Genomic DNA, 13,623 nt, shown 5'->3' with positions numbered 1-13,623 from the left:
AGAGGACTCTGTCTGCTCCATTGAGGGCCCTTGGCTGTGTGTCTGACAAGCGTTCCACTGGGGATATTGCTTAATTACCCGGACGGAGCACGCGCTTAGATGCGATCGACGGCCGAAGGGCGCTGCGCCTCACGGGTTTCGTCGATGTGCAATGTACCGAGCCCAAACTGCATGCCCGTACTCCACACACTGCAGGCATCGAAAACTGGACAGCATATGGCCACTGAAACCCTGAATGAGAGCGCCCTGGACGGTTTGTCCGCAACACAGGTTCGTGAGCGGCTGGATCGGGACGGGCCGAACGAACTTCCGCGGCAGAAGAAGCGCTCGCCATGGCGGATTGCGCTCGAGGTGCTTCGCGAGCCGATGTTGGCGCTGCTGCTTGCCGCAGGAATCACCTACCTCCTGCTCGGTGACAAGGGAGAGGCGTTGATCCTGCTTCTGTTCGCGTGTTTCTCGATACTGCTGACCGTCGTGCAGGAAGCCCGGACCGAGAATGTGCTGGAAGCGCTGCAGGATCTTTCGGCGCCACGTGCGCTTGTCGTGCGCGATGGCGGGACCGTGCGGGTGCCTGGCCGCGAGGTCGTTGTCGACGATATCCTCGTTCTCGATGAAGGGGACAGGATCGCGGCGGACGCGCTGGTGCTGCGTACGCAGGGTCTCGAATGCGATGAATCGCTCCTGACAGGGGAATCCGTCCCGGTGCGCAAGCGCAGCGCGCTCCAGGAGGACGCGGCCGCGTGCGAGCCCGGAGGGGATGATCTGCCATATGTTTTTGGCGGTGCGATCGTCACGCGCGGCGGCGGTCTTGCGCGCGTGATGGCCACGGGCCCGCGCAGCCGTATCGGCGAGATTGGCAGGTCGTTGTCCGGCGTCGAGACCGAAGCGCCCCGGTTGCAGCAAGAGATGGGCAGGATCGTGCGGATCTGCGCGATTGGCGGCTTCGCGGTCGCTGCTTTGGTGTTTCTTCTCTATGGGTTGATGCGCGGCGGATGGCTCGATGCATTGCTCGCCGGGATCGCGATCGGCATGTCGATGTTGCCCGAAGAGTTCCCGGTCGTCCTTGCGATTTTCATGGCCATGGGCGCCTGGCGTATCGCGCAGGTCGGCGTGCTCACCCGGAAGGCGTCGGCAATCGAGTCCATGGGTGCGGCTACGGTCCTTTGCACGGACAAGACCGGGACGCTGACCCAGAACAGGATGGTTGTAGCCGGTCTCTGGTTGGCTTCCGGCGAAACGGCCGACCTCGGGGCCGGGATGGCCAGCGACCGCTTCGACGAGCTTTTGCGATCAGGTGCGATGGCGAGCGCTCCGGTCCCCGTCGATCCGATGGAGGTGGCCTTCCACGAAGCCGCCACAGCGGCGGCCTGCCAGGATGTACGCGGGTGGACACTGGTCCATACCAACGTCCTGCGGCCTGACTTGCTGGCGATGTCGAATATCTGGGAGAGCCCCGGGAAGGAGATGATGTTCGTGGCGGCGGCCAAGGGCGCGCCCGAGGCGATTGGCCGCCTGTGCCGGCTCGATAAGGAGGGTGAGGCCCGGCTCGATGCGGCCGCCACGGCAATGGCAGAGCGCGGCATGCGCGTCCTAGGTGTAGCGACCGGACGCGTTCCGCGCGAGGCGGCGCCGAAAGATCATCTCGAGCATAGCTTTGAACTGCTTGGACTTGTCGGATTGAGGGATCCGCTTCGTCCCGGTGTCAAAGAGGCGATCACCCAATGCCAGACGGCCGGAATCCGCGTGATCATGATCACGGGCGACTATGCGGCGACAGCACAGGCGATTGGCGGGGAAGCGGGTCTCGATGCCGGTGAAACGCTCACAGGACCGATTATCAGCACCTTGAGCGATGAGGAATTGTTGGAGCGGATCAAGACCGTCTCGATCTGCGCGCGGACGATGCCCGATCAGAAATTGCGGATCGTCTCGGCGCTCAAGGCTGGCGGTGACGTCGTCGCCATGACAGGTGACGGCGTCAACGATGCGCCTGCACTGCGGGCCGCACATATTGGCGTCGCCATGGGCAAGCGAGGCACTGACGTTGCGCGGGAGGCGTCATCGATCGTGCTGGTGGAGGATGATTTTGGCGCGATCGTCTCGGCGATCCGGCTGGGGCGGCGAATCTATGACAATATCCGCAAGGCGACAGGCTTCATTTTCGCGGTTCATGTGCCGATCGCCGGGCTGGCACTGTTGCCGCTGCTCCTGGGCATGCCGATTTTGCTGGGGCCCATCCAGATCGCGCTTCTCGAGATGATCATCGACCCGGTCTGCGCTCTTGTGTTCGAAGCAGAGGCGGAAGAAGAGAATTTGATGCAGCGGCCGCCGCGTGCGCCGCAGGAGCGTTTGTTCAACCTGCCCCTGGTGGTAAGTTCGGTGTTTCAGGGCGGGCTGGCGCTTGCGGTGCTCGGTGCGATCCTCATCGCCTCGGGCCGCACATCATTGCCGGTTGAAGAACTGCGGACATTCATTTTCTTTGCTCTTGTCGCCTCGGTGATCGCCCTGATTCTGGCCCATCGATCATTCAGCGCGCGTATCAGCAAGGCGGTAGTCAGGCACAATGTGGCGTTCCGCTATGTCCTCGGGTTCATCCTTGCCGGGACGATTCTGATCTTCGGGGTCGAGCCGCTTCAGCAGCGTCTGGGTTTTGCGCCACTGGGCTGGGTCGAGGCCGGCCTGATCATATTGACAGGTGTTGCGCTGCTCGGGGCCTTCGAACTGGTCAAAGCGGTCGGCGCGCGTCTGGCGCCTGTGATCAGGCCAGCAGGTAGCCGACACTGACTTTGAAGCTGGAACTAGCTGGTATGAACGGTGTCTGGAGCAGATATGAGAACGAAGATCACGGTGAGCATAGCAAGGCTTCCTGCGCTCACGGAAGAGGCTCTGGGTGCTTCCATGCCCGGGTCTGTCGCCGAGGGCGAGGCGCTCGAGCATCGTCCAGGGTCGTTATCGCACCGATGATGAAGCGCGGTGGGACAACTTCCGCCGAACCGGTTCGGGATCGATGATGTCGGTTGAGGCAAGCAGGTAAATATCTTCTCCGTCGAAGAAGGCCTGCACGCGCTCGTCGTCGTTGTCTGGGCGAGGAATTTGGCCGAAGCGGTCCTGCCAATGCTGATCGACAAACTCCAGCAGGGCATTCCAGGCTGCGGAATCGGTATCATACAGGGCAAGGGTCTCTTGCCCATGATAGAGGATGATGAGAACCGTTGCCTGCATGCGCGCGTCCAGTCGGCTGCGCCGATCCGGCGCCTAGGGATGCCTTGCCTGCTAAGTTTGGCTCGATCCCATCCTCAATAAGTAATGTTCCCAATCTTGAATTGGGAAAAGTTCGACCTACCGCGATAGAACGCTGAAAATAGTATTCAGCATATAGTTAATATGTTGTTAGAAATTCTGATTTTATATTCATAATATTCTATGAATCGAAGCTTATCTCTCTATCCCAATGGCCCGGTGTCTGATCGGCTCGTGTGAACGCGCAAAAGATGATGTCCCTCCGGGGCTCTTCGGCGCTCGAAATAGGCAAAAGAAGATGACCCCGTACCCACAGAAGACGTCCCCAGTTCGCAATCGGCGACAGTTGACGTCCCTGGTTTCTGAAGTGGCGTCCAGGTGGACCGACGAGCAGCTCGCGCCTCGACCCCTGAGCGCCGTCCGCGGCTCAATCTCAGTTCCACCTCGAGGCCCGCTAGTACCCTTCGAGTCGTCGATCGAGCGCGACTTCCTGATGTTTTGCAGGACGAGCCATCGCGTCACCGCCGTTCACGCCCAACGCCTGGTGATTGATTTCCAGGATGTGAAGCGCGGAGCCGCTCGTCGATACACGCCTGATTTCGTGGTGGAGGTCGCAGCCGATGCTGGGCTCTCCTGGCGAAGGGCGGTCGTTGAGGTGAAGACCCATCGCGATCTTTGGCGCTCCCGCAGGCTGATGCGCGCGCCCTATGCCGCCGCGCGAACGTGGGCGGCGGGGCAAGAAGGCACGATCTTCCGAGTGGTGACCGACCGGATGATGAGCGGCGAATGGTTGTCCAGCACCCGGTTGTTGTCAGGCCACCTCGACAAGCCTTTCGATGTGCAATTCGAGCAGGATTGCGTCGCGTTCCTGCAACAACGTGACAGCTACCGCATCAGCGAGATTCTCGCGCTGGCGCAACAACGAGGTCTTAATCCTCAAGCTCTACTGCCCGTGCTCTACCGTATGGTCGCGCGAGGCCAACTCTCCCTCGACCGCGGTCAGCCGATTGGACCTCAGACGTGGGTTGCCGTTGTTGGATCGCAGAAGCGACTATGAGGCGAAGCGCGCACTACCCGGGCCAGGGGCGCCGCTCGACATTTCGACGATGGATGAGGCGCAGGTCGCCGAAGCCGAGCGCCGGCGCGACATCATCGCGCGCCTGGAAGCCGGCGGTCGTTTCGACAGCGCGACCGTGGAGGCTGCCGCCGCCGAGTTCGGAGCCAGCAAGCGGCAATTTAACCGCTACCGCAAAAGCCTCCGAAATACCGGCGCGCTGACCTGCCTGTTGCCGCGCGGGCGGAGCGGCGGGCGGGGGCGGCTGCGGCTCGACCTCCGCGTCGAGGAAGTCATCACCGAGGTGCGGCTGGAGTTCAGCCGTCATCGCAAGGAGGCCAAGAACCATCACGCATTCGCCGAGATTCGAAACCGCTGCGTGCGGCGGGGCTTGATACCGCCCTCGCACAACACGTTGCGAAGCCGCTTCGCCGGCGTTCCGGCGCGTGAGCGCGTCGGCCTGAAGTACGGAAAGAAGGTGGCTCGTGAGCGATACGAGCATATCCGAGGCAAGACGCCCGAAACGACGTTTCCACTTGAGCGTATCCAGATCGACCACACGCTCGTCGACGTGGTCTGCGCGAGCGCTTTCGACCGTGAGCATGTCGGCCGTCCCTGGATCACTATCGCGCTCGACGAATGCACCCGAGCCGTCCTCGCGTTCGTGCTGACCTGGGAATATCCAAACGCCTCGACCGTCGCTCAGTGCATGACGCGGGTGATGACGCCCAAGGATGAGTGGCTGGAGCGCGTCGGCGTTCCACTCCCATGGCCGATGTATGGCACGCCCAATAGCGTCTATCTCGACAACGCAGCTGAGTTTTGGTCACGCGCCCTGTTCTATGGGTGCAGGGAATACGGCATCGCGCCGCCCGAGCATCGCCCGCCAGGGCTGGTCCATTTCGGCGGCATCATTGAACGCTTCATGGGCACGGCGATGGACCAGATGCGGCTGCTCCCCGCAGCAACCGCCCGTGATCGCGGCTTCGACAAGGTCAAGACCCGCAATCCGAACGAGGCGGCCGAGATGACCCTCGATGAGCTAGAGGTCTGGATGCTCGAGTTCATCTGCGGCCAGTATCACGTCCGGCCGCACAGCACGACCAAGCAGCGCCCGGATCTGGCCTGGGAGCGCGGCATCTATGGCACCGAGAAGCGTGCAGGCGCCGGCCTCCCGCCGATCATCGCTGACAAGCAGAAGCTCTATCTCGACTTCGCCGACATCGAAGACCGGACGATCGAGCGCTACGGCATGCGCTGGGACAATATCGAATACTGGGACGAGGTGTTGCGGCCGTTCCTGGACGCTGGAGAGCAACGCAAGTTCGTCGTCCGCCGAAACCCCTACGACGCCTCACGCATCTACTTCCTCCACCCAATCGAGGGGACCTATTGCGAGCTGCGCTGCGAGCAGATTACCCTTCCCAACGTGTCGGTGTGGGAGTTCAACGAGACCCGCAAGCGGTTGGTCGCCCAAATCGGCGACAAGCCGGACATGGCGACCATCATGGCGTCAATGGAGCGCCAACGCCTGCTGGAGCAGGACGCACAGAACGCGAAGAAGCGACACAGGAGTCGCTTGAAGCAGGAGCGTCGGCGGGTCGGCGAACAAGTCACCGCCGAACTCACGCCGCATGCGCCCATCTCCGAAGACGCACCGCCAGCGCCGCAGGCTCCGGTTCGTCGCGACATCTTTTATGAGATCGACGAATGATCCTCATCTCGCAGGACCGCCGCCTCACCAAGGCCGCCCGCGAGGCGCTTGAGGCGGACAACACCGCCCAGCGGCTCAACCTGATCCGGCAGAAAGTCTTCATCCGCTACGCCGCCGCCGATGCGATCACCGAGCGGCTTCAGGAGGCGCTGGAGGATTATCCGACCGAAGGCGACAGCCACATCCTGATCTGGGGGCCGTCGGGCATCGGCAAAAGCCAAATCGTCAAGCGCTTCGCCAAGTTGCAGAACCTCCCGGACGATCCGAGGGCGTCCAAGGCCAACGTCCCGGTGCTGGTCGTGAGCATGGGGCCGACCGGTTCTGCCCGAGGGCTGCTGGTGCGGATCCTTGGGCAACTCAACGCGCCCTACGGCAAGAGCGCGAGCACCGACACCCTTTATCCTGACGTCCTCAGACTGCTCCGAACCAGCGGGGTCAAGATCCTGGTCATCGACGAATTGCATCACATCGAGAAGGGCAATCGCAAACAACGCGAAGAGGCGCTGGCGACAATCAAGCTGCTCGGCAATGACCTCGGCATCACCATCGTCGGGTGCGGCACGATCGCCGCGCTGCGCACGCTTCGGTGGGACCCGCAGATCGAGCGCCGGTTCGAGCCGCATCGACTCGAGGTCTGGGGTCATAACGAACAGACCTATGGCCTGCTCAACAGCCTGGAGACCTGTCTGCCGCTTCGCCACGCTTCCGGGCTTTCCGATGACAAGATCGCGACCTGGATTATCAACGAGTCGGAGGGGACCACGCGCGAGATCGCCTATCTGGTGCGCCGCGCCGCCCTGATGGCCATCCGCTCAGAGAAAGAGCGCATTGATCTTCCGCTGCTGCGCTCGCTGAACCATGTGAGGCCATCGGTTCGGCGGCAGCGGGAGGACGTCCTCCTCAGAGCCGCCTCGCTGCCGCCGCTCTGAGATGTCGGACCTGCGTCTGTGGCCTTGGCGTCCCCGCCCGCAGGCCGACGAACTGCTCTCTAGTTGGCTGCGGCGGATCGCGCTCGGCAACTCCGCCAAGCTGCATAGCTTTTGTCACGCCGTCTGGCCCGGGCTGCAGATCTGGAATCGCGACATCGACGGGCTGGCGCCGCCTCGGCTCATGGAGGGGCTGGTCGCGCATACCGGGGTCGATGCGCAGGTCGCGGAGTTGACGACCTTCCGGCCCTGGGTCGGCACGTTGTTCGAAGAGGTCCGGGTCACGGGGGCGACCCAGTGGCTGCTGCCCGTGGGCATTCATCACCGCACCCGCCGGCGGCCGGGCCAGCAGTGGTGCCCCCTCTGCCTGACCGAGGACGCCGAGCCCTACTATCGGCGTCGCTGGCGCCTGGCGATCGCCAGCACCTGTCCTCGCCACGGCTTGGTGCTGGCCGACAGCTGCCATGACTGCGGCGCGCCCGCGGTCCCTCATCGGGGCGCCGATCCCTGGTGCCACATCTGCACCGCCGATCGGCGCGACCACCCGGTGATGGCGGCCGAGAGCCAGGCGCTACAGTTCGAGTTTCGGCTCAGCGAAATGCTCGCGCCCGACGTCGTCCCGCGGACCGACTTGGAGGCCATTCACCCGCTGGCCTATTTCGGCCTGGTTCGTCAGGTGATGACCGTGCTCAGCGGCGGCGAGCGGTCGCAGGGTCTGCGCGACGAGGTCGCGCGCAGTTGGGGCGGTGATCCCGCGCCCTACGCCGCCAAGCAGATCGAGACCGCTTCGGCCGCTGATCGACATCGACTATCAGGCCTCACCGCCCGGGCGATGCGCGGGTGGCCGTGGCTGTTTGTGGGCCACTGCGCCGACGCCCGGGTCTGGAAGTCCTGGGCGTTTGCGGACCGGCGCTATGGCCGATCACCGTTCGCCTATGCCGATCCAGTGATCCGTTACCTGACGCCCTGACGGCGGTCGCCTGTTCGTCGCTGGGTGTTGGATGCGTTGCCGCTGCGCCACGGTGAGTCTTCATTAACGCGACGCCTTTCATCATGAATCTCAAACAGTTGCGACGCTACTCTCGCGCGGGCTTTTTGCTACCAAATTGGCGTTTATGTTTGCCATAGTCGGCCGTTCATGCGACATTTCTTCATATAAGGTTGCCCGGAAGCCATTATCGGTTGCCGGGCTTTTCGACTCGAAGGACCGCATCATGACCAAGCCCATGCTCCAGCCGAGTCAGCTCGGTGAAACTTCCACGTGGAAGTCGCCAATGTGCCACGGCGTCATTGCTGCCTTTTTGCTCGCCCGATCCCCATCGTGGAAGTCGCTGCGGAGGCCGACGCCATGGTGACGGTGTTCGGCATTCTGAATCTCACCGAGGACTCCTTCTTCGATGAGAGCCGGCGGCTAGACCCCGCCGGCGCTGTCACCGCGGCGATCGAAATGCTGCGAGTCGGATCAGACGTCGTGGATGTCGGACCGGCCGCCAGCCATCCGGACGCGAGGCCTGTATCGCCGGCCGATGAGATCAGACGTATTGCGCCGCTCTTAGACGCCCTGTCCGATCAGATGCACCGTGTTTCAATCGACAGCTTCCAACCGGAAACCCAGCGCTATGCGCTCAAGCGCGGCGTGGGCTACCTGAACGATATCCAAGGATTTCCTGACCCTGCGCTCTATCCCGATATTGCTGAGGCGGACTGCAGGCTGGTGGTTATGCACTCAGCGCAGCGGGATGGCATCGCCACCCGCACCGGTCACCTTCGACCCGAAGACGCGCTCGACGAGATTGTGCGGTTCTTCGAGGCGCGGGTTTCCGCCTTGCGACGGAGCGGGGTCGCTGCCGACCGGCTCATCCTCGATCCGGGGATGGGATTTTTCTTGAGCCCCGCACCGGAAACATCGCTGCACGTGCTGTCGAACCTTCAAAAGCTGAAGTCGGCGTTGGGGCTTCCGCTATTGGTCTCGGTGTCGCGGAAATCCTTCTTGGGCGCCACCGTTGGCCTTCCTGTAAAGGATCTGGGTCCAGCGAGCCTTGCGGCGGAACTTCACGCGATCGGCAATGGCGCTGACTACGTCCGCACCCACGCGCCTGGAGATCTGCGAAGCGCAATCACCTTCTCGGAAACCCTCGCGAAATTTCGCAGTCGCGACGCCAGAGACCGAGGGTTAGATCATGCCTAGCATTCACCTTCCGGCCGCCCGCTAGCGGACCTGGTCAGGTTCCGCGAAGGTGGGCGCAGACATGCTGGGCTCGTCAGGATCAAACTGCACTATGAGGCGGCGGTTCATACCGCGCCAGGGGAGCGAATGGACAGCGAGGAGCCTCCGAACGTTCGGGTCGCCTGCTCGGGTGATATCGACGAGGTTGTGCGGCTGATGCACGACGCTGCGGCGTGGATGTCCGCCAAGGGAACGCCCGCCTGGGACGTCGCGCGGATCGACCGGACATTCGCGGAGACCTTCGTCCTGAGATCCGAGCTCCTAGTCGCGAGTTGCAGCGACGGCATCCATGTCTCGACGATGCCAGCGGAGTGCTTAAGCTACTCCTAGCGCATTGGGCGCTGGGACGGGGCGGGGGTGCATAGCCATGCACCGGCGGATAAGCGTGCGCGCGGCTCGCTCCACCGATTTGGCTAGGGGAGCGCGGTGCTGCGCCAGCTTTCTAGAATGTCGCTTACTTCGCGGCTGACAATTAACCGCGCCTCGGCGCGAGCCATACCGGAGATCGCCAAAAGTCGATCGTAGTCGGTAAGTTGGTGGCGGGCGAAGGTTGAGGCCACAATGCCGACGACCTTGCCTAGCGAGGCTTCTGTCCACCGTTTGGCCAGAATCCGTTCGATGAGGATCTCGCGGTATTCCGGCGGGCAGCGAGCTTGATGTTTGCGAAAATGTCGCTCGACCGTCCGCCGGGTGAATAATGTGCCTTGCTGCATGCGATGCCTCCAAGGAGACGCTCGCATCGGCCTACGCCAAAAGGGGTCGCATGAGGTGCTTGGGGGCCGCCAAAAGGGTAGCTCAGCGACATGCCTTCCGATGTTGCCGTCAGCTAATCGCCAACCTTGGGGGGCGGCAGTTCGTTCGGCGTTCCCCACGACAATAGCCAGGCTTTCACAGCCTCGTGGCTGATAGTCCGGCCTGCCTCAATGTCGGCAATGCCCTCGGCGGTCGCTTCCTGGTCGTCGTCAAAGTTGTCGGCTTGGGAGTTCACGCAGTCCAACTACCACAACACCCGACCGCCCGGCCACACCGGTCCGACGCCTACGCCTTTACGGCCACACGGTGTAATGGAGGAGAGAGAGCCAACACATGCGCCAGCGCGAATGGCTTGGCGGCGGTCCGCAGGATTTCAGTCGCCGCCTCGTAGGCTTCAGACGGGACCACTCGGTCCGGAGGCGTTGCGGCGGGACCCCTAGTGTGCGCCCTTCACAGACCCTGAGGAGCGCACCGCTCGCCTTCTTGCTGCCCATCGCGATAGCGGGGACATCACAACTGAGCAAACTCAGGGACGCCCAGTGTTGCGGCGGGACATCCACTTCTGCGTTTTTACAGCTCGATCATCGCCGCCATGGTGGTCGAGTATGGTGCGGGATACCGGAGGATTGCGATCGGTCCGAGCCGATTGCCTGGATTTGCCCGTTGCACTAGGCTTCTCTTGTACGATGGATCCTGTGCGGTGGAGCCGAGATGGGACAGCTGACGACAGTCGAAGCGGCCAATTGGATGGCCTTGTATCTTGCGGCTGGGATCTGTTGTGCGATGGCCCTGGTGCTCTCCAGCGGGATGATCATATGCGAGCTTTATCGTGAACGGAGCTGGGCCGCGATCAACTCGGTGCGCTCGGCGCTGATGTTTGTGCCGCAGACCTGGTGGCGTTGGCAGAAGCTCTATTTGACCTCAATGCCCGTGACCCTCGCGATCGTCACCCTGTTCGCCGCGTCGATGAGTTGGAGCTAGAGGCCGAACCGGCGCAGGACGGTCAGTGCAATCCGGTCTCTCTCAAGATCGAGCGGCGAGACACAGACGAGCGGAGCGAGCTGTTCCATTCGCGGATGCGTCGCGGCCTTCGAGAGCCGGTAGGTTTCATCGTTTGAGTCCATGGCTTCGACCACGATCTGGCGGATTTCACCCGTGGATCTCGATCGGGCCTCAAGCAGGAAATCCGGCCGGCAGGGACCGATCGGGGTCAAGGTGTCGAACACGGGTTTCTCGATCGCCAGATCGATGCCATGGCGGTCAAATGTCGAGCGCAGCTTTATCAATGTCAATCGGCGTCCAAACGGGACCCCCGATCGGCGCGCAAAAGGGACCCCCTCTCAAGGATGGGGCGACGGTCGAGGAACGCTCCTTGCGCTGCGCGCGGCGTAGGGAGGGCGGAGCCCGACCGGAGACGCGCGCAGCGCAAAGCATCTTAATCCCGGCATGCGGTGGGATCAGTTGCGGTTCTTGAAGCGCCAGCTGTCGTTGCCGGTCTCGATGATGTCGCAATGATGAGTGACGCGATCGAGGAGCGCGGTGGTCATCTTGGGATCGCCGAACACGGTGGGCCATTCCCCGAACGCCAGATTGGTGGTGATGACGACGCTGGTTTGCTCATAAAGTTTGCTGACCAGATGGAATAGCAACTGCCCGCCTGAGCGGGCGAACGGCAGATAGCCAAGCTCGTCCAGAACGACGAGATCGAGCCGGGAGAGCTGGGCGGCAAGCGCGCCACTCTTGCCGATCCGGGCCTCTTCTTCGAGGCGGGTCACCAGATCCACGGTGTTGAAGTAACGCCCCCGCGCCCCGGCGCGGACGACATTGGCGGTGATGGCGATGGCCAGATGGGTTTTGCCGGTGCCTGTGCCGCCGACCAGGACGACATTGCGCCGTGCAGGCAGGAACGCGCCGCTGTGTAGCGAACGGACCAGCGCCTCGTTGATCGGCGTCCCCTCGAAGTGGAAGGCATCGATGTCCTTCACCACCGGCAGCTTGGCGGCTGCCATCCGGTATCGGATCGAGGCTGCGTGGCGATGGGTTGCCTCCGCGCGCAGCAGATCGGTCAGTATCTCCATCGTCGTGCGCTGCCGCTGAAGGCCGGTGGTGACGGCCTCATCGAACGCGCCGGCCATCCCCTTGAGACCGAGCCCGCGCATCGCGTCGATCATGTCATGCCGCTGCATGGAAGTTCCTCAGTTGGTCGTAACGGGCACAGTCTGCGATCGGCGGATGCCGCAGGGCGTTGTCCTCCGAAGTGACGATCGTCAGCGGTCGCGGCGGTTCGCGGCGCCGCGCCAGGATATTGAGGATCAGATCATCGCTCGCCGTGCCGGTCGCCAGCGCCTCCCGCACGGCGGCCTCGACGAGTTCCAGACCGTCGGTCAGCACGGCCGCCAGCACGCGCACGAACCGCCGATCGGCATCATCGCCATTGCCCAGCTTGCGGCGCAACCGAGCCAGTGCTGGCGGCAGCTCCCAGTCCTGGAAAGGGGCGCCGTTGCGCAAAGCGCCGGGCTTGCGGGCCAGCACCGGCAGATAGTGCCAGGGATCATAGATCGTGCGGTTACGCCCGAAGAAGCGGGGATGTTCGGCAACGACCTCATCATCGCATCGGACGACAATGCGGTCGGCATAGGCCCGGACCTGCACCGTGCGTCGTGCCACCGTCGAGAGAACCGAGTATCGGTTGCGATCGAAGCTGATCAGGCAGGTGCCCGACACGCCATGCTCGCTCTCGTTGAAGCCGTCGAACGGCCCCAGCATCGGTTGCAATGCGGGGCGTTCCATCTCCAGCATCTGCGCCACGGTCTGTTCGCCCTGTTCAGGATGCGCCTGCCGTTCGGCCCAGCGCCGGCACTCGGCTTCCAGCCAGCCATTGAGCTCCTCAAGGCTGGCGAACCGCAAACGGGGCTGGAAGAAGCGCCCTCGGATCGTCTGCACCTGGTTCTCGACCTGGCCCTTCTCCCAGCCCGCCGCCGGCGAGCAGGCCGTGGGCTCGACCATATAATGGTCGGCCATGATCAGGAACCGCCGGTTGAACACCCGCTCCTTGCCGGTGAACACGCTCGTCACCGCCGTCTTCATATTATCGTAGATGCCGCGCTTGGGCACGCCACCGAAAAAGGCAAAGCCGCGCGCATGCGCGTCAAACAGCATCTCCTGGCTCTCGCGGGGATAGGCCCGGACATACACCGCCCGCGATGCGCACAGCCGCATATGCGCGACCTTCACCCGCATCGGCTTGCCGTCGATCTCGACATCCTCGTGGCTCCAGTCGAACTGGTAGGCCTCGCCGGGCTGGAACAGCATCGGAATAAAGGCCGTCGTCCCATCGCCGACATTCCTGCGCCGCTCGACCTTCCACCGTGCCGCATAGCGACGCACGGCATCGTAGGAGCCTTCGAAACCCTCACGCACCAAAAGGTCGTGGATACGGGTCATCCGAAGCCGGTCACGTCGGCCCAGCAACTCATTCTCTTCCAGCAGCACATCAAGACGATCCTGAAACGGACCGATCCGCGGTAGCGGCTGAACCTTGCGTCGATAATCAAATGCGCCTTCCGGCGCCCGGATCGCCTTGCGGATCACCTTCCGCGACACATGCAGATCACGCGCGATCGCCTTGATCGCCTTCCCGCCGGCGAACTCTCGCCGGATCCGAACCACTGTCTCCAAAACCAACATCCCGATCTCGCCGCCTGAACAT

Annotated in this window: 12 protein-coding genes and 2 pseudogenes; 9 read left to right on the top strand and 5 right to left on the bottom strand. The window is 62.9% G+C overall.

What is annotated here, in order from left to right; translation table 11 throughout:
* The first annotated feature begins 216 nt into the window (after positions 1–216).
* On the top strand, positions 217–2,784 hold the full coding sequence (locus G432_RS20820) for a cation-translocating P-type ATPase (protein WP_015460535.1): 2,568 nt from the start codon (positions 217–219) through the stop codon (positions 2,782–2,784).
* Between the two features lie 165 nt (positions 2,785–2,949).
* Here G432_RS20820 and G432_RS20815 read toward each other — a convergent pair whose 3' ends face one another.
* Positions 2,950–3,222, bottom strand: coding sequence for a hypothetical protein (locus G432_RS20815; protein ID WP_015460534.1), 273 nt, complete (start codon positions 3,220–3,222; stop codon positions 2,950–2,952).
* A gap of 229 nt (positions 3,223–3,451) precedes the next feature.
* On the opposite strand from G432_RS20815, the gene G432_RS24380 reads away from it, so the two are divergent.
* From G432_RS24380 to G432_RS20785, 7 genes and pseudogenes are all read left to right on the top strand, one after another.
* The gene (locus G432_RS24380; RefSeq protein ID WP_330218209.1) at positions 3,452–4,297 is read left to right on the top strand and encodes a TnsA endonuclease N-terminal domain-containing protein; all 846 of its coding nucleotides are present in this window, start codon (positions 3,452–3,454) and stop codon (positions 4,295–4,297) included.
* 49 nt (positions 4,298–4,346) lie between these two features.
* Positions 4,347–6,008 carry a Mu transposase C-terminal domain-containing protein gene (locus G432_RS20805; RefSeq protein WP_015460532.1) on the top strand — a complete coding sequence of 554 codons (1,662 nt, stop codon included), beginning with the start codon at positions 4,347–4,349 and terminating at the stop codon, positions 6,006–6,008.
* Complete coding sequence (locus G432_RS20800) at positions 6,005–6,937, top strand: TniB family NTP-binding protein (RefSeq protein ID WP_015460531.1); 933 nt, start codon at positions 6,005–6,007, stop codon at positions 6,935–6,937. The genes G432_RS20805 and G432_RS20800 overlap by 4 nt, the downstream gene beginning before the upstream one ends.
* A 1-nt stretch (position 6,938) precedes the next feature.
* Positions 6,939–7,904, top strand: coding sequence for a TniQ family protein (locus G432_RS20795; protein WP_015460530.1), 966 nt, complete (start codon positions 6,939–6,941; stop codon positions 7,902–7,904).
* A gap of 316 nt (positions 7,905–8,220) precedes the next feature.
* Positions 8,221–8,289: pseudogene (locus G432_RS22875) on the top strand (hypothetical protein); the annotation flags it as partial.
* Entirely contained in the window at positions 8,283–9,122 is an 840-nt protein-coding gene (gene sul1 / locus G432_RS20790) for a sulfonamide-resistant dihydropteroate synthase Sul1 (protein ID WP_000259031.1), read from the top strand. The pseudogene G432_RS22875 and the gene sul1, both read left to right, overlap by 7 nt.
* Before the next feature lie 126 nt (positions 9,123–9,248).
* Positions 9,249–9,491: a hypothetical protein gene (locus G432_RS20785; protein ID WP_000376617.1), complete on the top strand. Its 243-nt coding sequence runs from the start codon at positions 9,249–9,251 to the stop codon at positions 9,489–9,491.
* Positions 9,492–9,574: 83 nt separating this feature from the next.
* Here G432_RS20785 and G432_RS20780 read toward each other — a convergent pair whose 3' ends face one another.
* The gene (locus tag G432_RS20780) at positions 9,575–9,874 is read right to left on the bottom strand and encodes a DUF2293 domain-containing protein (RefSeq protein ID WP_001183923.1); all 300 of its coding nucleotides are present in this window, start codon (positions 9,872–9,874) and stop codon (positions 9,575–9,577) included.
* A gap of 751 nt (positions 9,875–10,625) precedes the next feature.
* Here G432_RS20780 and G432_RS20775 point away from each other — a divergent pair.
* The gene (locus G432_RS20775) at positions 10,626–10,895 is read left to right on the top strand and encodes a hypothetical protein (protein ID WP_015460529.1); all 270 of its coding nucleotides are present in this window, start codon (positions 10,626–10,628) and stop codon (positions 10,893–10,895) included.
* Here G432_RS20775 and G432_RS20770 read toward each other — a convergent pair.
* From G432_RS20770 to istA, 3 genes and pseudogenes are all read right to left on the bottom strand, one after another.
* Positions 10,892–11,200, bottom strand: a pseudogene (locus G432_RS20770) (hypothetical protein); the annotation flags it as partial. The gene G432_RS20775 and the pseudogene G432_RS20770 sit on opposite strands and share 4 nt — an antisense overlap.
* Before the next feature lie 171 nt (positions 11,201–11,371).
* Positions 11,372–12,100 (bottom strand): IS21-like element helper ATPase IstB, encoded by a 729-nt coding sequence (istB, locus tag G432_RS20765; RefSeq protein WP_015459191.1) that lies wholly within the window; start codon positions 12,098–12,100, stop codon positions 11,372–11,374.
* Complete coding sequence (gene istA, locus G432_RS20760) at positions 12,087–13,601, bottom strand: IS21 family transposase (RefSeq protein ID WP_015460387.1); 1,515 nt, start codon at positions 13,599–13,601, stop codon at positions 12,087–12,089. The genes istB and istA overlap by 14 nt, the downstream gene beginning before the upstream one ends.
* Positions 13,602–13,623 lie beyond the last annotated feature (22 nt).

Source organism: Sphingomonas sp. MM-1, assembly GCF_000347675.2.
GTDB classification, from domain to species: Bacteria; Pseudomonadota; Alphaproteobacteria; order Sphingomonadales; family Sphingomonadaceae; genus Sphingomonas_E; species Sphingomonas_E fennica.
This window is presented reverse-complemented; position numbering and strand designations above follow the sequence as displayed.

Coding starts and splice junctions, on each gene's coding strand:
- G432_RS20820 (WP_015460535.1), top strand. CDS start 217: ATGGCCACTGAAACCCTGAATGAGAGCGCCCTGGACGGTTTGTCCGCA.
- G432_RS20815 (WP_015460534.1), bottom strand. CDS start 3,222: ATGCAGGCAACGGTTCTCATCATCCTCTATCATGGGCAAGAGACCCTT.
- G432_RS24380 (WP_330218209.1), top strand. CDS start 3,452: ATGGCCCGGTGTCTGATCGGCTCGTGTGAACGCGCAAAAGATGATGTC.
- G432_RS20805 (WP_015460532.1), top strand. CDS start 4,347: ATGGATGAGGCGCAGGTCGCCGAAGCCGAGCGCCGGCGCGACATCATC.
- G432_RS20800 (WP_015460531.1), top strand. CDS start 6,005: ATGATCCTCATCTCGCAGGACCGCCGCCTCACCAAGGCCGCCCGCGAG.
- G432_RS20795 (WP_015460530.1), top strand. CDS start 6,939: ATGTCGGACCTGCGTCTGTGGCCTTGGCGTCCCCGCCCGCAGGCCGAC.
- sul1 (WP_000259031.1), top strand. CDS start 8,283: ATGGTGACGGTGTTCGGCATTCTGAATCTCACCGAGGACTCCTTCTTC.
- G432_RS20785 (WP_000376617.1), top strand. CDS start 9,249: ATGGACAGCGAGGAGCCTCCGAACGTTCGGGTCGCCTGCTCGGGTGAT.
- G432_RS20780 (WP_001183923.1), bottom strand. CDS start 9,874: ATGCAGCAAGGCACATTATTCACCCGGCGGACGGTCGAGCGACATTTT.
- G432_RS20775 (WP_015460529.1), top strand. CDS start 10,626: ATGGGACAGCTGACGACAGTCGAAGCGGCCAATTGGATGGCCTTGTAT.
- istB (WP_015459191.1), bottom strand. CDS start 12,100: ATGCAGCGGCATGACATGATCGACGCGATGCGCGGGCTCGGTCTCAAG.
- istA (WP_015460387.1), bottom strand. CDS start 13,601: ATGTTGGTTTTGGAGACAGTGGTTCGGATCCGGCGAGAGTTCGCCGGC.